Raw genomic sequence first — 24,855 nt, forward strand, 5'->3', positions numbered from 1 at the left:
ATCACCTCAAATATACATAAATAGCGCAAAATATGGAGTCCTAAAATCGTTTCGTGAACCTTCTAATTTATCTCTTGGTAAAAAAAAACATATCTCTCCATTATTCTTACTTATGTGACAAAGGTTTATAAATTTATCTAAGACAAAGAATAACTCAGGTGTTATGAAATCCACTTTTAAACCCAAGCCCTCCGCAATAGTTATGTCAATATCAAAGTCATGTGAAGGATAATCAGTATTTAATCTCTCAACGATCCTTTCTACTGTTTTTTTCCTATTTTCATCATATTTAAACATATAATCATTTAGTAATACTTTAGCATAATATTCTGTTAATTTTTTTAAATTAAATAATTGCCCTATTTGAGAAGGGGTAAATTCTTTTGTTAATTCTAAGATTAATACTTTTTCAACGTCAATTGCCTTATGATTGGGACAAGAAGGATTTTCGCAGGGTGATAATTTATCTTTTGCATCCTTTATAAATTCAATATATTTCTGAATAGATAAAAGGGGGAGTGCACCTCCGTATAATTGTAAGTCTATCGGTCCAAGAGATGCATATGGCCCCATATAAATCTTATTTGCACCTAATGACATTAAAGTTCCACCACTATAAGCATGATGGGGAATCAAAAAATTTACTTTATAAGCAAACTTCCTGATTATTTGAATCATTTTATATGCTGTGTTTGGATGACCCCCTTTAGTATGTATTAATACATCTAATTCTTCTATTGGTTTCTCAACTTTACTTGATAAAATATCAAATAAAAGAGGTGCATCAGGGTGAAATATTCTCCCTTCGGCATCGCAATAATATAATATCAGTAATGGTTTTTTTGTCAATTTAGTTATTTCATGCCCTAATTGATTTAATTTATTGATAGAATCATTTTCAGAATCATTATTATTCTTTAAGTCCACATTTTTTTTATTATCGACCATTTAATTTAAGGAGAAGGATATGCTTATTTAAAGATTTATATCCCCAAAAATATCTTAACACTTCTTAATACACTTAATTACTTCTTTCAACGATGCATTTGTTCTTATTCCATAAGGAGAAATATGAGTTCTTGCAGCTTGATAGCCTTTCGTTCTAATCTGATTCATAATCTCTTCGAATTTAGGCATTTCTAATTTATAACGTGAAACTAATTCATGAATATCATAAAACCCAACAACATCAACTAATGATTCTTCTTTTATTTGTTCTAATGCACCTAATTCCATATTTTTTACTAAGGCGCTGTCCCATAAATTTCCAATCCACAATGGTCCTGCAAATATCATTTTGTTTTTACAGCAAACATCTTGATTATAAGCACTAACTTTAAATCCAAAACATTGTTTGCAAAACAAAAAATACGCGTGCTGCTGTAAGAAAGAATCAACTGTTTTTTTTCCTTTAACACAAGAGAAAAAAACACGATAATAATGTTCCTTAGTATAGCTAAAAATAGGAGCAAGTGCTTTGCCATATTGACTTCCTATAAGCTGCACTTTTCGAATTAATATCCTTAAGCCAATCTCATGCATCAGATAATTACGCAAGGGCGCAGCCCAATATTTTCTTTGGCACGCATCTGGATAGGTTCCAGCTAATGCGCTTGTATCAGTTGCTGTTACTGCAAGAATGCCGCTGCGTGAAAGCCGTTTAATGGCGCTATCCAAAAAAGGATTTGGAGTTCCAAAAGGATCTATGTCAATATAATCAAAACCTGATGACGCAAGAAGAAAATCATTTGCATCTTGATGATGAATAATTATTTTTTTTGAAGCCAATAACTTGTTTATGATCAATAATTCTTTGATTTTTTTAACGGCAGCAGCGTCGTGATCGTTAACCTGAATTTCTTTGATCATTGATATTGGCAATTCTTTCAAAAAACGCGCGCCTCTGACACCAGTTCCTGCTAAAGGCAATGCTATTTGAAGCTGCTTCCGTGACAATGCTTTTAACAACGCAACACTTAGGTCGCGATTTAATTTCATCACAGGATTGTAAAATACTGGCAATTCCTTGGAAATTTTTTTTGGCATTGCAATGGGAATTATAATCTCATTTTCTTTAATGTACTTCATTATCTTAAACAATCAACAAAACTATATAAAGATATCTTCTCGGAAATTTAAAAACATTTATATATGAGTAGTTCCATAAATTAAAATTAGATCAATATGATCAAAAGAGGTGAATGAATTATGGCTGCTAAGAAACGAAGAGCAACAAAGCGAAGAGCTGCAAAACGCTCGACGAAGAAGAGATCAAAGAAAAGAGCAAAGCGATCAAAAAAGAAAAAGCAGTGATTAACTGATTCTGATTATATTTTTTTTATTTTTTTATTTAACATTTAACAACCCCAGTTGTTAAATACTACTTATGATATTCTTTGATGATGGTTAGGTTTTATGAACTTGATGTTTGCAGAGGAATTGCAATTAGTATGATGATACTATTCCATGTGTTGTGGGATTTACTTTATTTTCAATTTCTTTCAATTGATTTATATCATGGTTTTTGGAAATTGTTTCAAGTTGCAACTGCAACGCTGTTTTTATTGATTGTTGGAATTTCAGCAGCGCTTAGCGCCAAAAACTTGAATTTTTCACAACGTTTGAAGAAATTTTCACTACGATCAGCAAAAATCTTGTCACTTGCATCCGTTATTACCCTTATCACCTACTTTTTTATGCGAGATAATTATATTTTCTTTGGTATCTTACATTTGATAGGGGTGAGCATCTTTCTTTCAAGTTTTTTTATTAGATTCAAATATGCTAATCTTATCTTTGGAATAGTATTAATTACTTTAGGAAACATTCTTAACCAACTAACTTTTAGTTTCAAATGGCTTGTGTGGCTAGGTTTTGAATATAATGGCTTAACAACCGTTGATTATTATCCCTTAATACTTTGGTTTGGTGTAGTTCTAATCGGGATATTTCTAGGAAAAACTTTTTATGAAAACGACAAGAGAATCTTTGGATGGCAACAGATCCCAGAAAACAGGTTTTTTATTATATTCTCATATCTAGGAAGACATTCATTGGTAATTTACCTTATTCATCAGCCGATATTATTTGGTTTAACCTATTTTATTCACTATATTATTACTTGATAATTAGAACTATCCATCATTTCTTTCCGTTTGGACCCCAGATTTTGCCCATGTTAATTCGCGATAAATTATAAAGTTGTTTCATCTCTTTTGGATCTGCCATTTTTAAGACATCTAACTCCGGAGCAAACATTTCAGAATAACGATCTCTTCTTCGGATAAGCTTTACACTGCCGTTCTCCTTAATCATTACCATAGGAGGCCTTTTAAGATTATTGAAATTGGATGCCATCGCATTGCTGTAAGCACCAGTGTCCATAATCGCAAGTATGTCATTTTCTTTTAATACCGGCAGTTTTCGGTTTGAAGCAAGAATATCAATACAATCACAGGTGCATCCTGCAATATCATACTTTCTTACTCTCGGCAAAGACATCCGTGTTGCAGGAAGAATTTCGTAGTATGTTTGGTAGATAATAGGATCTGGTAGCATTGCATAGGTTGATCCATCAGTTACAAGGATTTTCTTATTTTTGGTAGGTTTTTTGCTGATGACTTTTACCAAGCCAACGCCTGCATTAGCTACAATAAACTTTCCAGGCTCAAAAACTAAGTTTGGCCATTGCAAATCATAATTAACAAGAAGCTTCTTAAAATATCTTACAAACTTTTTACCCATCTCTTCTGGAGTAAAAATGGTTTCATCATTATATTGAACAGGAAATCCTCCCCCTAGATCAATATCCTGGATAATAATATTATACTCCTCCTTGCAGAATTTAGCTAACTTAAGCAGTTTTTTCGCAGCTTGGAAGTAAACACGGTAATTAGGCATGTACCCTCCATGAAAATGCAAGCCAATAATATCAATAAATTCATAGCTTTTTGCCAAAGCTATTGCTTTTTTTGCATATGCAATAGGAATACCATATTTAGCAGCAACTAAAGGAGTTCCAAAAGAATGTATTTTTTGGACTTTATTTCCATACCGTATATTTGGATTAATACGAATAAACATCCTAATGGGACTCTGCATTTTTTCTGCAACCATACCCATTTTTCTAATCTCTTCTAAAGAATCTGCAGTAATAGCACGAACGCCGACTTTTGCAGCAAACATAATATCCTGTTCTGTTTTATACAAATTAGTAAACGTAATTTGATCAGGAGAGAAATCTGCAAGCAAGCCAAGAATAATCTCTCCAACACTGCTCACATCTAATTCAAAACCTTCTTCACGAACTATTTTGAGAATTTCAAGATTTGAATTGCATTTGCAAGCATATTGCGGCCGCAGCTTTTCATAAAGAAATGCGTTTTTGAATCTTCGCAACCGGTCTCGAATCTCACTTTCAATCAATATGTAAAGCGGCGTTCCATATTTCTGAGCAAGATCAGTAACATGAACACCTTCTAAGGTAAGAATTCCTTTTCTATCCTGACCTAGAAAACTCCACTTAGGCTTAAGATAGCGTTTTGAAAGAACTTTTCTCTTTTTTTTTACCGTTTTGACAACAGCTTCTTTATCCATTTTAAAAACAACTACGTATTTTAATACGTAGTTATTCTTAATATGAGGTTATATTTAAATATATTTTTTTGCTGACAAAAAATAACGGCTCTGTCCCAAATCTCGGCTTACGCCTCGGTTTTGGTGCCGTGATTATCTCACTTATTTATAAAAAGGAAAAAATTCCTACTGGAACTTCCTTTTTTCTCACGTACTAATTTGGAGGATAATCACCAGCATGGCACCAAAAACTACATTCGGGACAGAGCCAAAACAACAAAAAAATATAAAAACAACACACTCATCCACATTTGGATATGAACACAAAAGAAGATTTTAGAACCATAAAAAGATTTATTAAACATAATTTTCGCCATTTTAATGGAGCGGTTGTTGTCGACGCAGCTGAAGGATGGGTTAAACATCTTAAGCAAGGCGGCAAGATGCTGGTTACCATGGCAGGCGCTATGAGCACTGCTGAATTAGGGATTTCTTTGGCTGAAATGATCAGGCAAGGCAAAGTTCATGCAATTTGCTGCACCGCCGCCAATTTAGAAGAAGATCTTTTTAATCTTGTTGCCCACAATCATTACAAGCGCGTGCCTCATTATCGATCACTGCGGCCGGAAGATGAACTTGAACTGCTTAATCAAAATATGAATCGCGTTACTGATACGTGCATTCCAGAACATGAAGCAATGCGAAGAATTGAGCAGCAATTGTTCAAAGTGTGGGAACGCGCAGACAAAGAAGGCAAACGTTATTTTCCTTATGAATTTATTTACCAGCTTATTAGGGAAAAGATGCTTGTACCTTACCATCAAATTGATCCAAAAGATTCTTGGGTTATTGCAGCTTGCGAAAAGAATATTCCTATTTTTACACCAGGTTGGGAAGATTGCACTACAGGAAATATGTTTGTTGGCCTGTTTAAGAGAGGCAACCTCTCTAATCTCCAGATAGTTAAATCAGGAATTGAATTTATGGACATGCTTATTGACTGGTATTTGGAAACAACTAAAGACACTTCATTAGGCTTCTTCCAAATTGGAGGAGGAATTGCAGGTGATTTTCCCATTTGTGTTGTGCCTTTGATTAGACAAGATATGGAAAAACAATGCAAATTATGGGGATATTTCTGCCAGATTTCAGACAGCACTACTTCTTATGGTTCATACAGCGGAGCAGTTCCTAATGAGAAAATAACCTGGGAAAAATTAGGTGTTGATACGCCTAAATTTGTTATAGAATCAGATGCAACCATAGTTGCTCCGTTGATATTTGCGTATGTTTTGGCTGAGTAATTTTTCTTTGCTTATTTTATAAATATTCTCTGAAAATGTACGTAATAAGTCTTCTATGGTTTTATTAAAAATTACTATTTTTAATCCCTGAGATCCTTCGGATTCAGGTAGCGCCGGTTCAGCTTCAAAGTGATTTAAATATTGGATTTTTCTCTCTGGCACTCCGAAAAATCCGCAAAGTAAAGTTAAGAAGAGCTTCACAAAAGTAGGCGCTAAAACCCCAGACTTATTACGTACCTGAAAATGAAGTGATAGTAAATTTTATAAACATCATCAATATCCGAAAACGCATATGATGAACCTTCCAAAGAATGAGGTAAAAGTGAAATGTCGCAAATGCAGCAGGGATGCAATTGCATCAGAATTTCGTATGGATATTGATGCGAAAATGATGGTTTGCCCAAACTGCATCAGAGAAAAAGGTTCACCTAAAAACGCAAGAATAATGCCAAATACTTCTACCCAACAAGCAATGAATCAAGCAAGAATTTCACTTGGTTTAAATCGTTCATCACCGCAAGCTCCTCAACAAGCATCTGTACCTGATGGAGAAGGTGAAGAAAGCAGAACTCCTAGACCAGCAGGCTGGGATAAAGATGATGATATTTTAGAGAAATTATATTCACAAAAAAAGAAAAAAGTAGAAAGTTTCAAGCCGATGCCAGGGTCAGGAACTAAACTTAAATATGTTTGCCAGCAATGCACGTACACCTTCTCTTATGATTCTGAAAAGAAAACACCGCGTTCCTGCCCTTATTGCCAGCGTTCAGTTCCAGATATATTTTAAACTATTTGTTGTACGGCGATATTGAAAAAATTTAAAAAGTCCTGATTGTAATATAGTATCGTGACTTTATGGTCAATGGTAAATACATAGAACGTAATACAGATTTAGGAAAATTCTCTCACGGTAATTTTGATTTTGTCTTTAATCATAATGATTCTTCAGTGACCGCAGTTGTTCGTGTCAAATATAAGTTTGAAAAAGGAATATCGGTTGCTGATCAGAAAAAATTCAAGGCAAAACTACAGCAGGCTGTTAATCAGTATGCACATAATAAAGCGGAACTTATTCCTGTTAATGGAAATGGGCGTCCAATACCTATTCGAGTAATTCTCCAAGAAAGCAACAGCTATCATAAAATAGTTGATGTTGAGAAACATAGAAATCGAGATTGGGTTGGGAGTAGTGATATTAATGTCAAGATAAATGATAGAGTACGAACACTCGCCCATGAATTTTTTCATCTTCTAGGAAATTATGATGAATACAATGGAGGTAAGCTTGAAAATCATGCTTATTGGCATGATAATAAATTTGTATATGATCAAAATCAGGCTTTAATGGGAGTAGGTTCACAGGTACGAGACAGGTATTTTGACCATTTTGCTAAAAAAGTTTCTCAGTTAATGGGCACAACATATGTACCAAGATTAACCGTTCCTCAGAGAACATACCATAATCTTGCCACTCCATCAATGATCACCGTGCCTAAAGTTCTTCCTTCTCCTAAACCTGTGATTAAATCTCCTGCTTTAGAGAAAAATAGAACTCCTGTATTTTCCAGTACTTTAAGAATGGGAATGCAGGGGAAAGATATTCGGTCTTTGCAGCAAGCACTAAATAATCGTTTTGGCACTGGATTAAAACAAGATGGCATCTTCGGTCTTAAAACAAGAAATGCAGTTATTAATATTCAGAAACTCTTCAACGTACGTGCAGACGGCATAGTCGGACACAAAACAAGTCAAATATTTAGACAGAGAACGCCTATTCTGAAATTCGGAATGAGAAGCAGTGCAGTCTCGAATTTACAAAAAAATCTCAATAATCGTTTTGGTACTGGATTAAAACAAGATGGTGTCTTTGGTCCTAAGACACAGGCAGCTTTAAAGAACGTTCAAGGCATGTACGGTCTTAAACGTGAGGGTATATTCGGTCAGAAAACCAGCTTAGCAATAAGTTCAGAACCGCGCATAATTAAAATAGGTTTGAGGGGCAATTATGTTAGAGGACTTCAGCAAAATTTAAACAATAGGCTTGGTATGGGACTGAAGGAGGATGGCATTTTCGGTCCTAAGACAAGAACTGCAGTGAGGTCTACGCAAAGCATGTATGGACTGAAACGTGACGGTATCTTCGGTCCCCATACAAGGAACGCAATTGAAAATCATACGCCACATACCGTGATGTTTGGTTCGCATGGTGTTGGAGTGAGTACACTTCAGACCATGCTGAATAGAAGGGGAGCTGGACTCAAGGTAGATGGTATGTTTGGTCCTAAGACACAGGGAGCCGTACGCCAGTTTCAGATGAATAATGGTTTGAGGGTTGATGGTATAATAGGCAGGAACAGCTGGGCTAAACTCATGGGACGGTAAAATTATGGTACGTAATAAGTCTTCTATGGTTTTATTAAAAATTACTATTTTTAATCCCTGAGATCCTTCGGATTCAGGTAGCGCCGGTTCAGCTTTTGAAGTCTAGTTTGATTGGATTTTTCTCTCTGGAACTCCGAAGAATCCTCGATATTTGCTAAGAGGAGCTTCACAAAAGTAGGCGCTAAAACCCCAGACTTATTACGTACAAATTATGCAAGAATTTAACAAGCATTAAAACAGATTAGAGAAAAATATCGATAATATCTATTTCCTCAACTCCAAATATTTGCTTGCCCATAACATACCATCATCGCAATAATAAAACCAGGTATGATATGGTGTTCCATCTTGGTTAAACACTTCTAAAAAATTATTATAACGCTGTATTGTTTCGGTATATTTATCTAAATAACGTTGTAACAATTCTTTATCATATCTTTTAACAACATCTAAATAACATAATCCAAGATGCATCCAATTAGTTGAGCCTTCATAATTTTGCGCAAAAATATTGAGTAGTTTTAACTGCTGCCGATCGAATTCTTGCCGCGCATATTGGAGTGGAAATGGATTATCAAGCCCGACACGTTGTATCTCATTTAGACATTTTTTGAACATCTTTTTATCATCAACAACCTTGCACCAGAATGGAAATGTATTTGCGTCTCCAGAAATATGATTGCCAACCAATTCTTCACGAAAGTATTTTCCTGTCCAAAAATTATCTATAATAATTTTCTTAAAATCAAAATGTTTGAATGAACAGGCAAGCTTCAACTTGTTTGCTTCTTGTTGGATCATGTAGCTCATGCAATTATTATAACATGAAGAAACAGTATGGGCATTATCTTTCATTGATGAAAAATGCTTCTTAGAATCGATTAATCCTTGATCAGTTAAAACATATGTATAGTAAAACGTAAGTTGTTGTTCCAGAAAAGGTTTATAGACTTCTGCTAAATATTTATTTCCAGAAACACGAAGAGCATACAATAAAAATGCTAAACTGTCGGGAGCATAGGCAAAAACATCTAGTGGCTTGTGGTTTTGAGTAATTGTCGTTGTTATTTTATTATGCATTGCATAAACATGGAGGCAATATTGCAGTGTTTTTTCAATTTCTTTTTTATAACCTAATTTCAACAGCGCTTCAACACAAATCCCAAAATCACGAATATAAAAAACAGCAAAATTTCCCTTGCTTACTTGAAAATACTCCCCATTAAAACAGTTTTTGACAATAGTATTGGCTATCTGCTGAGGAGTTCCTTTATATTGCGGTAATCCTTGTTTTGCAATTTGGAGTCTTCGTTTTAAAAACCGCAATCCTTCCAGTAAATGGCCTAACTCGTACATTTTGTATAATAAGTAAATTGTGTTTATATAATTAACTGGCAGTTCGGCTTCATCCAAAAAACAGCGATGGGACATAAAGTCCCATTTTTAAAAATATAAAAATACGGACCTGGCGAGATTCGAAGTCCCGCAACCTTTTACGTTCGTAAAAGCTTGACCAAAAAACAGCGATGGGACATAAAGTCCCATTTTTAAAAATATGAAAATACGGACCTGGCGAGATTCGAACTCGCGATCTACAGCTAGCTCCTTAGAGAACTTTGCAAAATTATGGTTACTGCCTATTTTGTGAGCATTTTCGAAAGACTTATCGAGCAATTTTCGAGGTTCCAGAGAGAAAATTGCTTTGTTAAACAGAGATCTCAATGCGAACTGGCAGTAACCCGAGCTTTGCGAGTATTTTGCAAAGTTCTCCTTAAGTAATAGGAGGCTGTCGCCTTATCCAGACTGGGCCACAGGTCCATTTGAACATACAAATATCATATAATTTTTAAATATGATGATATACACTATTTTATGCAGCGACTTATATATATTGTAAGATCGTCTTATCCTTCTCATATTCCTGAAGATAATGTTCCACGTGAAGAACATAATGTTGTTGAAAGTCTTATAGAAGAACTTATTATCCAAGAGCATTTAAAACATCTTTTTTTCGAGGCGCGATTTCTTAATGGAAGTGGTACTAATCAGGGATCATCTTTATTTAATGATGTGATGTTATCTCTTGATGTTGTTGTAGCTAGTTTCCAAGCAATGATCAGAGATAAACAAGCAAGTATGGATGCTGATATGCCTCCAACAATACCTCCTCTGCTTTATATTGTTCCTTTTTCTGCGGTTCTAACATTAGAACAACAAGTAAAAAAAGTAAGTAAATTAGTTGGATTTAATGGAAGCTCAGATATTCTGCTTCATCTTTATACATGGTTAACTGATAAATGTGTTTATCGCCAAGTAGTATCAATGGGCGGAGAACATAATCTATTATGGGTGGGGCATTGTCATGAACTGCATGATTTTTACAAACCAAATTCAGGCTTTAAAGTCGTAGATATTACTCTAAAATATAATCGTGAAGACAGAATAACCTATGAACTGCGAGCATATAATGGACATGCACAAGATTGTGTTGATATTCCAAAGTATCTATCACCATTAATCCAAAGCCATATTGATCGAGCTACAAAAGCATCTTCTTCACAAAATCCGGCACAATCCAAAAAATGAGTGATATTGCGAAAATGCCTTCGGCAGCCACGGAAAATCACTATTTTCCTAGTTGCGTTCGTTTCACTCAGCAACCACCATCGGCTCGGCTGTAGATGTTTGTTATGGAAGATGCTATCCTGCACTTTTCGCAATATCACTTACAAATTGGATTGTGCCCAAAATCCGAAACATATATAAACTTCATTTTCTCAAAAAAAGATTTATAGTAGAGGTGTTCATTGATGAGAAAGAATACGAAAAAACATATGCATAAAGCATACGAAGAAAAACATTCTCATTATCATTTATATGCGCCCATAGTTGCCATTGTAGCAGTTACTATTATGGGTATGTTAACCATGGCTTCTGTCGGACTAAATACTCCAACAGGTTATGCAGTTATGTCCTGCAATACTGATGTAGATTGTAGCGGCAGTGATATGTGCTACAAAGGTATATGCTTCAATCAACAGATGTTAAAAGAGTTTAGAAGCAAAAATAATCAAGAACAAGCAGATTATATTAGCGAATTGCAGCGGCAGGCTTCTGGTCAAGGTGCAGGTCCTCAAGGTGAAACAGTATTACAGTCACCTTATTTTCAAGAAGTTTCTAATTATCAAGTATTAGAAACAGTTCCTACAGGCGGTCAGCAATGCCCTGAATTTTTGTATGAATGCCATGTTAACGGCGTACAATCTTATAAATTTAAAGCACATCCAAGTACTTGTTTAAAACAGGAAAACCTTGGATTAGTCGATTGTCCAAACGGTTGTGATAAAGTAACAGGCCAATGTGTTGGCAGTCAACCAGCAGCTCCAAGTCCAGCAACTGATACTAGTGAGCCTGATACGGGTGAAGAAGAATCATACGATGATTTCTTTTTTGAATAGGCATTTTGTAAACAAAATGCCATAGCAATCTTTATATATAATTACCTAATAGCAGTCAGTATGGCAATAGGGAAATATGAACCATTAGTAATTGAGCCAAAAATTCTCAGTTTTTGGGAAAAGCATAAACTCAGGGAAAAAATCAATAAGAGAAATAAAAAGGGAAAACAGTTCTATTTTCTAGATGGTCCTCCCTACACCTCAGGTCAAATACATTTGGGAACAGCTTGGAATAAGGCATTGAAAGACTGTGTTCTGAGATACAAGCGAATGCAGGGATTTGATGTTTATGATCGTGCAGGTTATGACATGCATGGATTGCCGATTGAGCATAAAGTAGAGGCAAAGTTTAATATCAAAAACAAAGATGAAATTCCTTCATTTGGTGTTGAAAGATATATCGAAGAATGCAGAAAATTCTCTTTGGAAAATATGAACTTAATGAACAAAGATTTCCAGCGTCTTGGTGCGTGGATGGATTTTGATCATGCATATACTCCTATTACTGAGCAAAGCATTGAAGCAATTTGGTGGCTGATTAAAAAAGCTCATGAGCAAAAAAGATTATATGAAGGAGAACGAGCAATGTCATGGTGCAGCACCTGCGCAACAGCTTTGGCAAAACATGAGTTGGAATATAAAAACATTGATGATCTTTCTGTTTATTTAAAATTCAAACTTAAAACTACTAAGAATAAAGAGTCGAACGAATACTTAGTTATCTGGACAACAACTCCATGGACTATTCCTTTGAACTTAGCAGCTGTAGTCCATCCAAAATTCTATTATGCTAAACTAAAAGTAGGCAATGAATATTGGATTATGGCTAAAGAATTAGTTGGAAAAGTGATGAATGAAATAGGCGCAGCAGTGTATGAAGAAGTTGAAACATTCTTAGGCGAAAAACTAGCTGGTAAAGAATATATTCCTCCATTTCCCGATGAATTTACCTATATTACCGATGCTCAAAAAACACAAAAGAAAATTTACACGATACTTCTTTCAGAGGAATATGTTAATTTAGAAGATGGAACAGGGATTGTGCATTTTGCTCCTGGATGCGGAGAATCTGATTATGAACTTTGTATTAGAGAAGGGATAAAGCCATTTAATGTTCTTGATGAATATGGAGTATATCCAAAAGAGCATTCAACATTTGGCGGTTTAGTTGCAAAAAAAGATGACAAAGAATTTGCGCAGCTTATCGATAAGAATAATTCTCTTATATTTAAGGCAAGATACAACCACAGTTATGCGCATTGCTGGCGCTGCCATAATCCTATTATCTATCGAACAACCAAACAGTGGTTCTTTAAAATTGAAGACTTAAAAGAACAGATGATTCATGAGAACAAGACTAATATTCATTGGGTGCCTGATAGTGCATTCAATGCATTTGATGCATGGTTAGTTAACTTGCGGGATAATTCTATCACTAAACAGCGATATTGGGGAACACCATTGCCTGTTTGGCAGTGCAAAGATTGCCGTTATTTTGAAGTCTTATCAACAAAAAAAGAAATTGAAGAGAAATGCAAAATAAAACTAAAAGATCTTCATAAGCCATGGATTGATGAAGCTCAATATCCTTGCAAGCAAAAAACATCGCATGGTTTGTGCAAAGGAATCATGAATAGAATTCCAGATGTCATGGATGTATGGATTGATCCTGGCTGCGCATCATGGATAAGTTTGGATTATCCTTCTCAACAAGAGCTTTTTACAAAATTATTTCCTGCAGATTTTATTCTTGAAGGAAAAGACCAAATCAGAGGATGGTTTAATGTCTTGATGGTTTGCTCAATGTTAGGAATGAGAAAAATATCTTTCAAAAATGTGTATATGCATGGTTTTGTCCAGGATTCTTTAGGACGAAAAATGTCAAAGTCTCTCGGCAATGTTATTTCACCCAGTGAAGTGATTGACAAATATGGCGTTGATACTTTTAGGTTTTATGCAATTGGCGGCGCAAAGCCAATGCTGGATTTAAATTATAATTTTGAAGATATGAAAATAAAAAATAAAAATTTAGATGTATTTTGGAATCTCCATAAACTGTTAATTGACATGAAGACTGCCCATAATCTTGAACTTCTTCCTCTGGATAGAAAGGAAAAGAAAGAGCTTGATTTAGAAGATAGGTACATTCTTTCACGGCTTCATGCTACTATTAAAAAAGTCACAGAAAAATATGACCAATATCTGATTAATGAAATTCCATGGATTATTGAAGAATTATTTTTAGAATTGTCAAGAACTTACATTCAAACCATCAGGGATAGATTTGCATTAGGTGAAAAAGAAATAAAGCAAGTAGTTTTACGTGTATTCTACCACGTATATTTTGATTGTTTAAAGATGTTTGCAACAGTTTGTCCTTTTGTTAGTGAAGAGATTTATCAAAACCTTAAAGAAATATTCAAGCTCAAAGAACAAAGTATTCACGAAAGTGTTTGGCCAGCATATGATGAAAAACAAATTGATGAAAAACTCGAGCGGGAATTTGTCGTTGCTAAAGATACTATGCAGAGTATTTTATCTGCCCGAGAAAAAGCGCAATTAGGTGTGCGATGGCCATTGAAAAAAGTCGTTATCGTCACTATGGATGAAGAAATAAAGTCGATACTTACCTTTATGGAATCAATTATAGCAACTCAGACCAATGTAAAATTTATTGAAATAGTGAAAAGCTTTGACAAGATGAGTATTAAAGTAAAGCCTAATTATAAATCACTTGGTCCAACATTTGGCAATGATGTTCCAAAAATTATTTCAGCATTATTAACAGAAAATGAACATACTCTTATCAAACATATTGACAAAGAAGGTTCTTTTAAGTTAAAGGTTGGAGCTAAAACCTTTAACGTAACTAAAGATCATCTTGTTTTTGAAAAAACGCTTCCAGCAAATTATATTTCAGCAGAGTATAAATATGGTGATTTATTAATTGACATTGAAAGAACGCCAGAACTCGATGGTGAAGGCTATAGCAGGGAAATAATACGGCGTGTCCAGGAAATGAGAAAAAAACAAGGTTTGCAAAGACAGAATTTGATTAAACTAAGTATTTCTACTGATGAAAACCTATGTGCCTTAATGTCTTCAATGGCAAAAGAAATCAAAGAATAGTAACATCACTACAAAAAGTTTAAATAGAAGTTGTGGTTTCTATATGTCATGACACACGTGACTAGTAAGAAAATATTGAATGTTAATTCTGCTCGTTTTAGTTCTTTTAGTTTTTAATTGTCAATAATCCGACATAACTTTCTGTTCTTCGCTTCGGGTTGAAATCCATTTTGCTTGGAAAGGAAAAGTCGGTTTTCTGAGAAATTTACCGTAAAAATTAATAAGCCGATAGGCTCTAAAATGTGGAGGAAAATAAAATGACATATCCAAATAGACTAGTGAAAGTTTCAGATATAGGGGCTCTAACAGAACAAATTGCTCAACTTAGATGGTCGGGGGAATCAAATAGCCTAGAATTGCCTCGTAAGCAACAAAATGCACAACGTGTACGATTAGCAGGAGCAGTAAGTCTGCCAGAAGTAAAGGCTGCTGATAGTGGATTGGAAATCTACTGGAGGGGTGGTGATGGACGAGATTATCAAGCTACACTGGTAGGTTTAGATTCTAAAAGAGGTTATGCCGTCGTGACACAAGTTACATCTGAATGGAAGAAAGATCCATATAGAGCATGGCGTGCTGAGAATGGTCCCTGGTTCTAAAAATTACTATTTTTTCTTTTCTTTCTTTTCTGTTCATTTTATTTTTGCTGAAGTTTTCTCATTTAATTAAATCTAAAAAATTTGGCGTAGCGAAACCAAGTCATTAAATCAATGTTATGCTCTCTTACTGGAGAGAAGACAAAGTTTTAGTGCAACGATGCCGAAGGCAAAAAATCAAAGTAATTTCAGGGGTGTATTCAATCAAGCGAACACAGTGAGCCATCAAGGACATACCTCAAGGAGACAATTTTAGTTCGTCGTTCGTAGGGGGAGGGGGCATGTGTTTTTTGCTTCTTTTTTACAAAAAAGAAGAGTAAGGTTTATTTGTTAAAGATCTTTGCAAATATTTTATCTAGCTCTTTATTCGCGTCTCCCTTAAATTCTTTATGAGGTATTCCTAAATCTTCTAAAACTTTATTAAATCTCTTATATCCGTCCTTATCTCTCAATTCAACCCATCCCACTTTAAGACTATTCAATTGTTTTTTATTTGTATCAGATAATTTATCAGCAACAAAAACAGAACTATCTCTTGCGATAACCGCATCTGCACTTTCTGGATTTCCTTTTCCCATTAATTTCACTTCACAAAGAAAATCTGTACCTTTATTGCTTAAATAAAAATCAATCTCTCTTTCAAAATCTTCATCAGTTTGTATTTTGCTTTTTACTTTTATTTTGTAATTTTTTTCAGTTACACCATATAATTCACATAATGTTAACATAAGTGGTTTTTCGACTCTTTTTCCGGCTGTACTCCAAAGCCCACCCCTAAGTGCCGCTCGTTTGACTGCTAAAGTATTTATAACTATTAAACTTTCAGCAACATTTAAGTCTACGCTTACTCCTTTAAATTTTAGAGTAAGGGTGATGTTTAATCCTTCTTCACCATCTACTAAGGATTGTATTGTTTGATAAAGTGTATCGTAATGTTCATTTGAGGCTTCTATAACTATCTCTTTTGTTGCAGAATTGTACATATTAGAAATTGTTTTTTTGTTAAGACCCGAATTAATTGCTATATCTTCAGCAGGAAGATTTTTATTAAGAAATTCTTTTTTATACCAATCAACAGTTATATCTTTGTTTTTCAATTTTGCATCAATAATTTTTTTAAAGAAGTCAACAGTATATTGTAAAAATTCTGCATTGATTAGTGTGACTATTTCAATTCTGTAATCTTCCCCATCCATTAGTTTCTTTATTATATTTTTGGCGACTTGTTCAGTTAATGTTATTGTCATTTTATTATCCTCTCAAATTCTTTTATATTTAAAAACTTAGGTCTAAATTTGCTATCCGTAAAAATTTTTGTTTGAGTAAGATTCTCTTTTATCCTATCAACATATTTTTTTTCTTTTTCCGTCAAAAAGAAAAATCTATCAAGATTTAAAGCAGATTTGCCAAATGTTCCACTCCCTGCAAAAGGATCAAAGACTAAATCACCTTTAAAAGAATAGAATTTAATGACTTTGTTGCAGAGTTCTAATGGAAAAACTGCACTGTGAGTTTTATCAAATGTAGGGTCTATCTTCCAAACATTTGATGATTCAAAATCTCCGTTAATTTTACTTTCTTCAACTATTTTTTTATCGTATTGTTTAATATTCCAATCTATTAATTTATCTGTCTTTTTTCTATAAACCATTACACACTCCGTGCATGCATTAGGTTTATATCCTAAGGGTTTTCGATGTTGTAAAAAACCAGCATTTCTATTTTTAGCACTTGCTTCTGGCTTTTCCCAAACAATATCATCAATAAATTCCCAACCTATTTTAATTAATAGAGGGTGTATATCATAAGGAATAGGATATCGTTTGCTAGAATATTGCCTGCCTACACGAGGGATAATAATAGGTGATGTGTTCAATAAAAAAAAACGACCTTCTTTTGTAATTCTATGAACTTCTTTAAACACTTCTTCTAAAAATTCTAAATATTCCTTATAACTAGAATAAATAGAATAATCTCTTGCATTATAATATGGGGGAGAAGTAAAAGTTAAATGAACTGACTCATTTTTTACTAATTTTAATATTTCCCTAACATCTCCACAAACTAGAGTATTTTTCATAAAATCAGGTGAAGCTGTATGATTTGGATCAAAACCATTTGAAGAATTACTGAAAAACTCTTTTTTTATAACCTCTTGAATCATTTCATTAGGATGACTATTTAATTTTTTAAGTTTTTCTTGAATATCTTTATCTTCTTTGAAAACCAGCAATCCTCGCATAGCTTGCATGACTACTTCAGGGTCTGAGTCATTTAAATATTTAAACAATACTTGTTTATTAGATATATTTCTTAATCTTCCAATGCCCGAAACAGCTTCACGTCTAACACTCGAACTATTATCTTGTTCAACAACATTAACGAATACGGTGGCGAGATTATCATCTCCTATTTTTGCTAAGTTTTTTATTGCTAAACTTCTAACTTTATCATTATCATGTTTGAGAAGATTCATTAAAGGTGTAATATCAAAGTTTTCGTCTAGCCTACCTAATCTATCAAGTGATTTTACTAATGCACCTACATTATTCTGTTTAATAACATCTTGTATCATTTCAGGCTCTTTTTTTAATAATTCTGCTTCCATATTACCCCTTATGATAGTGTAATATCTCATGTTTATAATGTTTTCTTTTTAAATGCTATTCTAAATTGTCCAATGGTAGTCGTTCGTTATGGAATTCCCCCCTCGTTCGTTTTTTAGTTCGTTATCGTTAAAATTGCCACGAGCAGATGGGCGAGAGCGCAGCGTGGTCGAGGATTTTGAAGAAATCCGAAGAAGTCGAGAAAGGGGCGTACATAAAATTTATAGCTTATGGGTTATTTCTGTAATACATGGATTTACATATAATGTCTTTGTCAGAAGCGGTGGAACATCAGCCAGTTAAACCTACCTATGCAATCAGAATCTTTTCAAGTTTTTCAGATTACAGAATAGAATTACAAAAATCTCATTTTTATCAAAGAATTGCGGAATATACATTTGATGATAATGATGCATTTTATCAAGCAGGACCTGCAACAATAACAGAAGATATTGCAAATGCACTTGTAAGAGACTTTGCTGAAAGCAGAAATGGAGTTGAAGCATTATTAGTGCATTGCAGTAGAGGAAAAAATCGAAGTCCTGCTGTAGCAATAGCATTAAATGAGATTTTTGGTTTAGGATCTGATTCTGAGGAATTAAAAGATAGGTTTGATGAATCTAATTGGGCGGTTTACAAAGCTATTTTGGAAGCTGGACAAAGACATCATTCTTAGCCCCTTTCTCGATTGCAACTAACGCTCATTAAGTTCATTTTTATCCTAATTTATTAGTGGTGTTTTGATGGAAAAAACAAGAAACTGATTGAAAATAAAAAGAACTTCTAACACAAACCATATAAAGATTAAAACTTTTAATCAGATGTCCAGTGGGCAAAACACTCTATAACTAATATAAACTACCTTTTAACGGATTATAACCGTTATCACTGGACATTGTGGTGTGAAGTATATAAATAGGTATATGCACTATTAATCATAGAGAACTTTGCAAAATACTTGCAAAGCGTGCATAATAGAGGAATTAACCATGAAAAAAATATCACGAGATACTCCATTAATGGAAATGGTGTTAAGGCGTTATGAAAAACCGCAGAGCTTGGAAACAAGGGATTTAGTAAGAAAATTCTGCTTAAGCATTGGTTTACTGCAGCCAGGAGACTCGCGTGATATTATAGTTGATATTCTCTATGTTCTTCTCCGTGCAAAAACAGAAAAAAAAGAACTTGGATCTGAAGTAGTAAAAGATTTAGTAGTGGAATTTAGAAAAGAGAATAATCTGCCTTTGTTAGGGGTTGCTTCTTCTAATGTACGAAGGCAGTTAAAGCGTTTGCGCGATATACTTTTAGTAGAAAAAATCAAAAATAGATATAGGATAATAGAATTTGCTCATCTTTCTGAATCCTATCGTGAAAAAGTTGAACAATTACTCCTGCCGTCCTTACTCAGCAGAATAAATGAATATTATCAAGAGATTGATAAGCGTTTTCCGATTAAAATCACTGATCAGTGAACAAATACCTTTAAATATTATCTCCTTACTTATTTTATGATGCAAAAAGAGGTTCTAATCACAACTATTAATGAACGGCCGGCATTAAAAGCAGCTCGTGTACAGAGTCCAAGTTCTATTAACACGTTCAAACAATGCGCTAGGAAATATTATTACCAATATATTGAAAAATTAGAAACACTGCCGAGCATCCATCTTATCCGCGGAAAAATTATGCATGCTGTTCTCGAAGATTTTTTTAAATTTAACATTAATCACATTTCAGCAGCAAGCTATGAGTTTGAATTAAGAATTATTATCTTTGATTTGTTTAAAAAACATTGGATTAATGGTCTGCGGGAAATGCGCGAGCTATCATTAACACAAAGCGAATTATTATTTTATCATAATGAATCAAAAATAATGCTGCAAAATTGGTATGAACGCTTTATTAAAGAGTTGAAAATTGAGCTGCAATTAGGGTTTGATTTAATCAATGCTTTTAACAAGTTAACACCGCGATGTGAAGAAGAATATAGCTCTCCTGTCTGGAGCGTGCGAGGTTTTGTCGATGCCATTCATGAGTTTGAGGAAGAGATTCATATTTTGGATTATAAAACTTCAAAGAAAAATGAAATTACTCCTGAATATCGATTGCAGCTTGCTATTTACGCCTTGCTTTATTTTGAAACCCATGGCAAAATGCCAACAAAAGTAGGGATTGATTTTCTGAAATTTGACAAGCAGTTTATTACGGTTGACGAAAGGCTATTAGAGCTCGCCAGGAAAGAAATTGAATTTATGCACGAAAACACACAATCAGTTGAAATGAAAGATTATCCCAAGCATATCACCGCCTTGTGCAAATGGCATTCTGGGCAGTGTGATTTTTATGATACCTGTGTCAAGAGTGATTGATGCCGAATGTGGTTTAAATCAGTGCAAAACTCCCTAAAAGAGTACGTAATAAGTCCTCCTTTGGTTTTAGCGCCAGTTCAGCTTTTCAAGTTAGTTCGATTGGATTTTTCTCTCTGGAACTCCGAAAAATCCTCACTAATAACACTGAAGAGCTTCACAAAAGCAGGCGCTAAAACCTCTGACTTATTACGTACCTAAAAGAAAAAGCTTTAAAAACAAGTCCTTTCATCAATTAATAACTGTATAGTTTAATTCCTGAGTGGGTGATGTATCTTGGGTAAAAAGAATAAGAACAAAAAGAAAGAAATCAATCCTAAAAAGGCAAAATATGCTAAATTTAGAAAGGATAAGCCAGCGCAAATGGATTTATCCATGCCGGAATTGCCTGAAGAAGTTGTTAAAGAGCGAAGAGTAGATGAAACTCGCATTGAAAAACATTTCAAATTCAGTCGAAATCCAAACACGAGAAGTGTTAATCCTCGAAAAGACTTGAGTAAACGATAATAACCTTTATAAAGCCTTATTAAAAACTAATAATGTCTAGTTAAGGGATTGAGGTGTTAAGAGATGAGTACAAAATCAGTTAGTGTTGGTACCCTTCAAAAAGGCAGCTATGTAGTTCTTGAAGGCGCAGCTTGTAAAGTGACTGATGTTCAAGTTTCACGACCAGGAAAACATGGCCATGCAAAAGTGCGGTTAACTGGCGTTGGATTACTCGATGATAAAAAAAGAGTTGTTGTTATGCCAGGGCATGATAACGTTGATGTTCCTCTTATTGAGAAAAAATCAGCTCAAGTATTATCCATAAATGGCGATGTGGCCAATGTTATGGATGCTGAAACCTACGAAACCTTTGATCTAAAAATAGATCCAGAATTAAAAGATCAATGTGTTGAAGGCTGTCAAATATTGTATTGGCAAGTACTTGATACCAAAGTAATGAAACAAGTTAAAACAGAATAAATATAGGATAAGGTGTGTTATGGTTAAATTTCCAGAAGCAGAAGCACGGTTATTTCATAATAAATTTGTTTGCAGGCAATGCAAAGCCAATCTTCGCGCTCCAAACATGAAAGTATTGCAAGGAAAAGTTCTCTGCAGAAAATGCGGATCACGTGCATTACGACCAGTTAGGAAGAAATAGATCTAATAGTATCAGTAAACTATATAAACAATTCTAGGCAGCTTGAACCTATAATGAACGAACAACATCAAACTGAAAATGAAGAAGAAAATCTAAAGAAACAAGACATAAAACTAAAGAAAATTGCTCTGGATACCTATGAAATTCCACAAGAAAAGAATATGCTTGTTCCCGGCAAAATATTCGCGTCTGAATCATTGATTGAAAAGATCAAACAAGATACAACCTTGCAGCAAGTAAAGAATGTAGCAGTATTGCCTGGCATTTACAAATATTCTCTTGCCATGTCTGATGCTCATCAAGGATATGGATTTCCTGTTGGTGGGGTTGCAGCATTTGATGTTGAACATGGCTGCATTTCGCCGGGTGGTATAGGTTTCGACGTGAATTGCGGCGTTCGCGTTTTGACCTCTTCTCTCAACAAAGAGCAAGTCTATGAAAAAATTCAGGAATTGTTAGAAGCATTATTCAAACATATTCCTTGCGGCGTTGGCGGTGAATCGCAAGTCAGGTTGACACACGAAGAGCTTGATCGTGTTCTTGAATTAGGGATTGATTGGGCAGTAGAAAAGGGCTATGCCACACCACATGATAAACTGCATTCTGAAGAACAAGGAAGAATGAAAACTGCGAATGCAAAAATGGTTTCTCCACGGGCAAAAAAACGTGGCAAAAACCAGCTAGGCACCTTAGGCGCAGGCAATCACTTTGTTGAAGTTCAATATGTCAATGAAATCTATGATGAAAAAATTGCAAAAGCATTTGGTATAACAAAAAAAGACCAAGTTGTTGTCATGATCCATTCAGGAAGCCGAGGACTTGGGCATCAAGTGTGCAGTGATTATCTGCGGGAAATTGAAGAAACATATCCAGACTTAGTTAAAGCATTGCCTGATAGAGATTTGGCATATGCGCCTGCTCAATCACAACTTGCACAGGATTATCTCCAAGCAATGAGCGCAGCAGCTAATTTTGGATGGGTTAACAGGCAATTAATAAGTTACAGCACAAGAAAAGCATTTGAAGAAATATTTGGCAAGAATACAGAATTGCAGTTAGTGTATGATGTTGCTCATAATATCGCAAAAGTTGAAGAATACAACATTGAGGGTAAAAAAAGAAAAGTCTATGTTCATAGAAAAGGCGCAACTCGCGCTTTTGGTCCAGGTCATAAAGAATTGCCTGAAGATTATCAAGCAATTGGGCAGCCGATTTTATTGCCAGGTTCAATGGGAACAGCATCTTATATTCTTGTAGGCACTGATAAAGCAATGAATGAAACGTTTTCATCGACACCTCATGGCGCTGGCCGTGTTATGTCGCGAAAAAAAGCAAAAGATTCTTTTAGGGGAGAAAAAATAAAACAAGAATTGGAAGCAAAAAAGATTTACATCAAAGCAGCAAGCTACAAAGGTATTTGTGAAGAAGCTCCACAAGTATACAAAGATGTCGATGAAGTTGTCCGCGTAGCAGACGAAGTAGGCATTGGCAAAAAAGTAGTTCGTCTTGTTCCGATGGGTGTTATTAAAGGGTAAAACATTTACAAGAGTTACTAGTTTTTTAGTTTTTCACTGTTTCATCCCATCTATTAACAACGTGCGCATCTTGTTTAACTTCATATAATTTTCTTGTAATTTTGTCAACTTTAAAATACGCTAATCCTGTTTTAACGCCACCGAAGTTTCCTTCTTTGATAGTATGAGTAAAACTAATAGTGATAAAATATTCCTCATTTGTTTCAGTAATTGATTTAATTGCGTATTCTTGGACATTATTTGCTTTAAAAAGATATTCTATTCCTCTTCTAACTAGCTCTTCAGTGACAGGTTCTTCTTTAATCTCAAGCAGTGGAGCATGACTGCAGCAAGGATATTTAAGCGAATTCAAAATATTTGAAAACTGATTTAAAGATTTAACAAAAGAGCATTTGGGAAATATCCCGTGTTCAAGAGTCTGTGTTTTTTTATTAAAATAGTTAAGGTAATAATAATATTGATCATCAGAGCTTGAAATATTAGTGAGATAAGTTCTTGGAGTAACATATTCGTAATAATTGTTTAAGCATTCTAAACTATAGAATGTTATTTCTGGAATAGGTTTTTCTTCGTTAAGTATTATTGGTGATGCAGTTACATTACTTGCAAGAACTTTCTCATCTTCTTTTTCACACCCTAACAGCAAAGCCAAAACTAAGAGTATGGTCAAGAGCAGAGTTATTCTATTTGAAAACATATTCCCCATGTTTCCAAGGGTATTACTTAGATTTAAATAGCTTACCATAAGGATACGTATTAAGTCTGGGGTTTTAGTGCCTATATTGTGAAGCTCTTCTCAAGTTCACTTTGGGGATTTTTCGAGGTTCCAGAGAGAAAAATCCAATTCAAGCAGACTTCAAAAGCTGAACTGGCACTAAAACCATAGAAGACTTATTACGTACCATAAGGTTGGGGTAAAACCGTGTAAAGAATAAGTAATTGATGTTATATATTGAGTTTACATGTACCTAAATTTTCACATGACTTTATTCCCTGTAAAATACCCAATCGCTTCACTAAATACCTAAAGATAAGATAATATCCTATTGGCAGATTTGTGGTCTCTATTACTGCAACATCTGAAATGCCAGCAGATTCTGCAAACTTCTTTTTTATGGTTGTATCAAGGGATTCTCTATTTCCTTGCGCAAAATATTGCTGTTCATAAACAAACAAAGCATTAATTATTCTCATCATTTGCAGGTTAACCATTGCCTCAGTTTTTTTTGTAGCACCAGCTACATTACAAAAATAAGTATCTCTATCTAATTCAGTTACTACTGCAATTCCTTCCTGATTATAAAAGGTTCCTGTTAAATCAGAGGATTTTGGAGCATATTCCTGAAAAACAACAGCGTCTAAATATTTTGGGACAAGTAATTTTCCCTGTTGAATACATAAATCAGAGTAGTTTAATCCTGCTGAATTTAGAATATCACTGGACAAAGCAATTGGAAGATCTTTTTCGGTTAGAACACCTATCATCCTCTTTACATGCTCTTGATTTCCTTGCGTGAGATTTATTCTTACTGAAGCAAAATTATGAGCGCACCCTATAACTGCTTTAGCAAGCTCTGTTTTTGCTTTTTGAAAAAGCTCAATCTGCTTTATCATCTAGTGCTTCAACATCGTTACCGCAATCACTGAACAATGCTGTAGCTGCTTCTGGAGCTGCATCATATGCTTGCATTGCCACATAGAGTTTTTTAACTCCAACTCTCAGGATAATATCAGTAAGTTCCCCCATGTATGAAACT

24 protein-coding genes and 1 tRNA gene are annotated in these 24,855 nt (G+C 34.5%); 15 read left to right on the plus strand and 10 right to left on the minus strand.

Features of this window, described 5'->3' with window-relative positions; all coding sequences use genetic code 11:
- Window positions 1-6 precede the first annotated feature (6 nt).
- Together HYY69_04185 and HYY69_04190 are read right to left on the minus strand one after the other, a co-directional pair.
- Window positions 7-948, minus strand: coding sequence for a hypothetical protein (locus HYY69_04185; protein MBI3032649.1), 942 nt, complete (start codon window positions 946-948; stop codon window positions 7-9).
- 54 nt (window positions 949-1,002) lie between these two features.
- A complete protein-coding gene (locus tag HYY69_04190; protein MBI3032650.1) occupies window positions 1,003-2,088 on the minus strand; it encodes a tRNA (guanine(10)-N(2))-dimethyltransferase in 1,086 nt (361 codons plus the stop codon).
- A gap of 311 nt (window positions 2,089-2,399) precedes the next feature.
- On the opposite strand from HYY69_04190, the gene HYY69_04195 reads away from it, so the two are divergent.
- Complete coding sequence (locus HYY69_04195; protein MBI3032651.1) at window positions 2,400-3,125, plus strand: DUF1624 domain-containing protein; 726 nt, start codon at window positions 2,400-2,402, stop codon at window positions 3,123-3,125.
- A gap of 16 nt (window positions 3,126-3,141) precedes the next feature.
- On the opposite strand, the gene lysA is transcribed toward HYY69_04195, so the two are convergent.
- A complete protein-coding gene (lysA, locus tag HYY69_04200; protein ID MBI3032652.1) occupies window positions 3,142-4,596 on the minus strand; it encodes a diaminopimelate decarboxylase in 1,455 nt (484 codons plus the stop codon).
- Window positions 4,597-4,892: 296 nt separating this feature from the next.
- Between lysA and HYY69_04205 the strand changes: the two genes are divergently transcribed.
- The 3 genes from HYY69_04205 to HYY69_04215 all read left to right on the plus strand — a co-directional run bounded on the left by HYY69_04205 (window position 4,893) and on the right by HYY69_04215 (window position 8,261).
- Window positions 4,893-5,879, plus strand: a complete 987-nt coding sequence (locus HYY69_04205) for a deoxyhypusine synthase family protein (protein ID MBI3032653.1) — start codon at window positions 4,893-4,895, stop codon at window positions 5,877-5,879.
- A 292-nt stretch (window positions 5,880-6,171) separates the two neighbouring features.
- Window positions 6,172-6,666, plus strand: a complete 495-nt coding sequence (locus HYY69_04210; protein MBI3032654.1) for a hypothetical protein — start codon at window positions 6,172-6,174, stop codon at window positions 6,664-6,666.
- Between the two features lie 161 nt (window positions 6,667-6,827).
- Window positions 6,828-8,261 carry a peptidoglycan-binding protein gene (locus tag HYY69_04215; GenBank protein MBI3032655.1) on the plus strand — a complete coding sequence of 478 codons (1,434 nt, stop codon included), beginning with the start codon at window positions 6,828-6,830 and terminating at the stop codon, window positions 8,259-8,261.
- A gap of 264 nt (window positions 8,262-8,525) precedes the next feature.
- Here HYY69_04215 and HYY69_04220 read toward each other — a convergent pair whose 3' ends face one another.
- Together HYY69_04220 and HYY69_04225 are read right to left on the minus strand one after the other, a co-directional pair.
- On the minus strand, window positions 8,526-9,617 hold the full coding sequence (locus HYY69_04220; protein MBI3032656.1) for a hypothetical protein: 1,092 nt from the start codon (window positions 9,615-9,617) through the stop codon (window positions 8,526-8,528).
- A gap of 208 nt (window positions 9,618-9,825) precedes the next feature.
- Window positions 9,826-10,079: transfer RNA gene (locus HYY69_04225), tRNA-Arg, on the minus strand.
- Window positions 10,080-10,133: 54 nt separating this feature from the next.
- On the opposite strand from HYY69_04225, the gene HYY69_04230 reads away from it, so the two are divergent.
- From HYY69_04230 to HYY69_04245, 4 genes are all read left to right on the plus strand, one after another.
- Window positions 10,134-10,847 (plus strand): hypothetical protein, encoded by a 714-nt coding sequence (locus tag HYY69_04230; GenBank protein MBI3032657.1) that lies wholly within the window; start codon window positions 10,134-10,136, stop codon window positions 10,845-10,847.
- 224 nt (window positions 10,848-11,071) lie between these two features.
- Entirely contained in the window at window positions 11,072-11,719 is a 648-nt protein-coding gene (locus HYY69_04235; protein MBI3032658.1) for a hypothetical protein, read from the plus strand.
- Between the two features lie 60 nt (window positions 11,720-11,779).
- Complete coding sequence (locus tag HYY69_04240; GenBank protein ID MBI3032659.1) at window positions 11,780-14,848, plus strand: isoleucine--tRNA ligase; 3,069 nt, start codon at window positions 11,780-11,782, stop codon at window positions 14,846-14,848.
- A 356-nt stretch (window positions 14,849-15,204) separates the two neighbouring features.
- The gene (locus HYY69_04245; protein MBI3032660.1) at window positions 15,205-15,447 is read left to right on the plus strand and encodes a hypothetical protein; all 243 of its coding nucleotides are present in this window, start codon (window positions 15,205-15,207) and stop codon (window positions 15,445-15,447) included.
- Between the two features lie 320 nt (window positions 15,448-15,767).
- Here HYY69_04245 and HYY69_04250 read toward each other — a convergent pair whose 3' ends face one another.
- Window positions 15,768-16,685, minus strand: a complete 918-nt coding sequence (locus HYY69_04250; GenBank protein ID MBI3032661.1) for a CfrBI family restriction endonuclease — start codon at window positions 16,683-16,685, stop codon at window positions 15,768-15,770.
- A gap of 2 nt (window positions 16,686-16,687) precedes the next feature.
- Window positions 16,688-18,052, minus strand: coding sequence for a HEAT repeat domain-containing protein (locus HYY69_04255; protein MBI3032662.1), 1,365 nt, complete (start codon window positions 18,050-18,052; stop codon window positions 16,688-16,690).
- Between the two features lie 248 nt (window positions 18,053-18,300).
- On the opposite strand from HYY69_04255, the gene HYY69_04260 reads away from it, so the two are divergent.
- The 7 genes from HYY69_04260 (at window position 18,301) to HYY69_04290 (ending at window position 23,098) form a co-directional block, all read left to right on the plus strand.
- The gene (locus HYY69_04260; GenBank protein MBI3032663.1) at window positions 18,301-18,726 is read left to right on the plus strand and encodes a hypothetical protein; all 426 of its coding nucleotides are present in this window, start codon (window positions 18,301-18,303) and stop codon (window positions 18,724-18,726) included.
- Window positions 18,727-19,039: 313 nt separating this feature from the next.
- Window positions 19,040-19,522, plus strand: a complete 483-nt coding sequence (locus tag HYY69_04265) for a hypothetical protein (protein ID MBI3032664.1) — start codon at window positions 19,040-19,042, stop codon at window positions 19,520-19,522.
- Window positions 19,523-19,561: 39 nt separating this feature from the next.
- A complete protein-coding gene (locus tag HYY69_04270; protein ID MBI3032665.1) occupies window positions 19,562-20,419 on the plus strand; it encodes a PD-(D/E)XK nuclease family protein in 858 nt (285 codons plus the stop codon).
- A 273-nt stretch (window positions 20,420-20,692) separates the two neighbouring features.
- On the plus strand, window positions 20,693-20,923 hold the full coding sequence (locus HYY69_04275; protein MBI3032666.1) for a hypothetical protein: 231 nt from the start codon (window positions 20,693-20,695) through the stop codon (window positions 20,921-20,923).
- A 63-nt stretch (window positions 20,924-20,986) separates the two neighbouring features.
- Window positions 20,987-21,382 (plus strand): translation initiation factor IF-5A, encoded by a 396-nt coding sequence (locus tag HYY69_04280; GenBank protein ID MBI3032667.1) that lies wholly within the window; start codon window positions 20,987-20,989, stop codon window positions 21,380-21,382.
- A 19-nt stretch (window positions 21,383-21,401) separates the two neighbouring features.
- Window positions 21,402-21,563 (plus strand): 50S ribosomal protein L40e, encoded by a 162-nt coding sequence (gene rpl40e / locus HYY69_04285; protein MBI3032668.1) that lies wholly within the window; start codon window positions 21,402-21,404, stop codon window positions 21,561-21,563.
- 53 nt (window positions 21,564-21,616) lie between these two features.
- Window positions 21,617-23,098, plus strand: coding sequence for an RtcB family protein (locus tag HYY69_04290; GenBank protein ID MBI3032669.1), 1,482 nt, complete (start codon window positions 21,617-21,619; stop codon window positions 23,096-23,098).
- Window positions 23,099-23,123: 25 nt separating this feature from the next.
- Here HYY69_04290 and HYY69_04295 read toward each other — a convergent pair whose 3' ends face one another.
- The 3 genes from HYY69_04295 to HYY69_04305 all read right to left on the minus strand — a co-directional run bounded on the left by HYY69_04295 (window position 23,124) and on the right by HYY69_04305 (window position 24,845).
- Window positions 23,124-23,804: a hypothetical protein gene (locus HYY69_04295; protein ID MBI3032670.1), complete on the minus strand. Its 681-nt coding sequence runs from the start codon at window positions 23,802-23,804 to the stop codon at window positions 23,124-23,126.
- Between the two features lie 239 nt (window positions 23,805-24,043).
- Window positions 24,044-24,712, minus strand: coding sequence for a hypothetical protein (locus HYY69_04300; protein MBI3032671.1), 669 nt, complete (start codon window positions 24,710-24,712; stop codon window positions 24,044-24,046).
- Window positions 24,696-24,845: a hypothetical protein gene (locus HYY69_04305; protein ID MBI3032672.1), complete on the minus strand. Its 150-nt coding sequence runs from the start codon at window positions 24,843-24,845 to the stop codon at window positions 24,696-24,698. Before HYY69_04305 ends, HYY69_04300 begins: the two co-directional genes overlap by 17 nt.
- Between the last annotated feature and the right edge of the window lie 10 nt (window positions 24,846-24,855).

This window comes from Candidatus Woesearchaeota archaeon (genome assembly GCA_016192995.1).
Classification (GTDB): Archaea; Nanobdellota; Nanobdellia; order Woesearchaeales; family DSVV01; genus JACPTB01.

Coding starts and splice junctions, on each gene's coding strand:
- HYY69_04185 (MBI3032649.1), bottom strand. CDS start 948: ATGGTCGATAATAAAAAAAATGTGGACTTAAAGAATAATAATGATTCT.
- HYY69_04190 (MBI3032650.1), bottom strand. CDS start 2,088: ATGAAGTACATTAAAGAAAATGAGATTATAATTCCCATTGCAATGCCA.
- HYY69_04195 (MBI3032651.1), top strand. CDS start 2,400: ATGATGGTTAGGTTTTATGAACTTGATGTTTGCAGAGGAATTGCAATT.
- lysA (MBI3032652.1), bottom strand. CDS start 4,596: ATGGATAAAGAAGCTGTTGTCAAAACGGTAAAAAAAAAGAGAAAAGTT.
- HYY69_04205 (MBI3032653.1), top strand. CDS start 4,893: ATGAACACAAAAGAAGATTTTAGAACCATAAAAAGATTTATTAAACAT.
- HYY69_04210 (MBI3032654.1), top strand. CDS start 6,172: ATGATGAACCTTCCAAAGAATGAGGTAAAAGTGAAATGTCGCAAATGC.
- HYY69_04220 (MBI3032656.1), bottom strand. CDS start 9,617: ATGTACGAGTTAGGCCATTTACTGGAAGGATTGCGGTTTTTAAAACGA.
- HYY69_04230 (MBI3032657.1), top strand. CDS start 10,134: ATGCAGCGACTTATATATATTGTAAGATCGTCTTATCCTTCTCATATT.
- HYY69_04235 (MBI3032658.1), top strand. CDS start 11,072: ATGAGAAAGAATACGAAAAAACATATGCATAAAGCATACGAAGAAAAA.
- HYY69_04240 (MBI3032659.1), top strand. CDS start 11,780: ATGGCAATAGGGAAATATGAACCATTAGTAATTGAGCCAAAAATTCTC.
- HYY69_04255 (MBI3032662.1), bottom strand. CDS start 18,052: ATGGAAGCAGAATTATTAAAAAAAGAGCCTGAAATGATACAAGATGTT.
- HYY69_04260 (MBI3032663.1), top strand. CDS start 18,301: ATGGATTTACATATAATGTCTTTGTCAGAAGCGGTGGAACATCAGCCA.
- HYY69_04265 (MBI3032664.1), top strand. CDS start 19,040: ATGAAAAAAATATCACGAGATACTCCATTAATGGAAATGGTGTTAAGG.
- HYY69_04270 (MBI3032665.1), top strand. CDS start 19,562: ATGCAAAAAGAGGTTCTAATCACAACTATTAATGAACGGCCGGCATTA.
- HYY69_04280 (MBI3032667.1), top strand. CDS start 20,987: ATGAGTACAAAATCAGTTAGTGTTGGTACCCTTCAAAAAGGCAGCTAT.
- rpl40e (MBI3032668.1), top strand. CDS start 21,402: ATGGTTAAATTTCCAGAAGCAGAAGCACGGTTATTTCATAATAAATTT.
- HYY69_04290 (MBI3032669.1), top strand. CDS start 21,617: ATGAACGAACAACATCAAACTGAAAATGAAGAAGAAAATCTAAAGAAA.
- HYY69_04295 (MBI3032670.1), bottom strand. CDS start 23,804: ATGGGGAATATGTTTTCAAATAGAATAACTCTGCTCTTGACCATACTC.
- HYY69_04300 (MBI3032671.1), bottom strand. CDS start 24,712: ATGATAAAGCAGATTGAGCTTTTTCAAAAAGCAAAAACAGAGCTTGCT.
- HYY69_04305 (MBI3032672.1), bottom strand. CDS start 24,845: ATGGGGGAACTTACTGATATTATCCTGAGAGTTGGAGTTAAAAAACTC.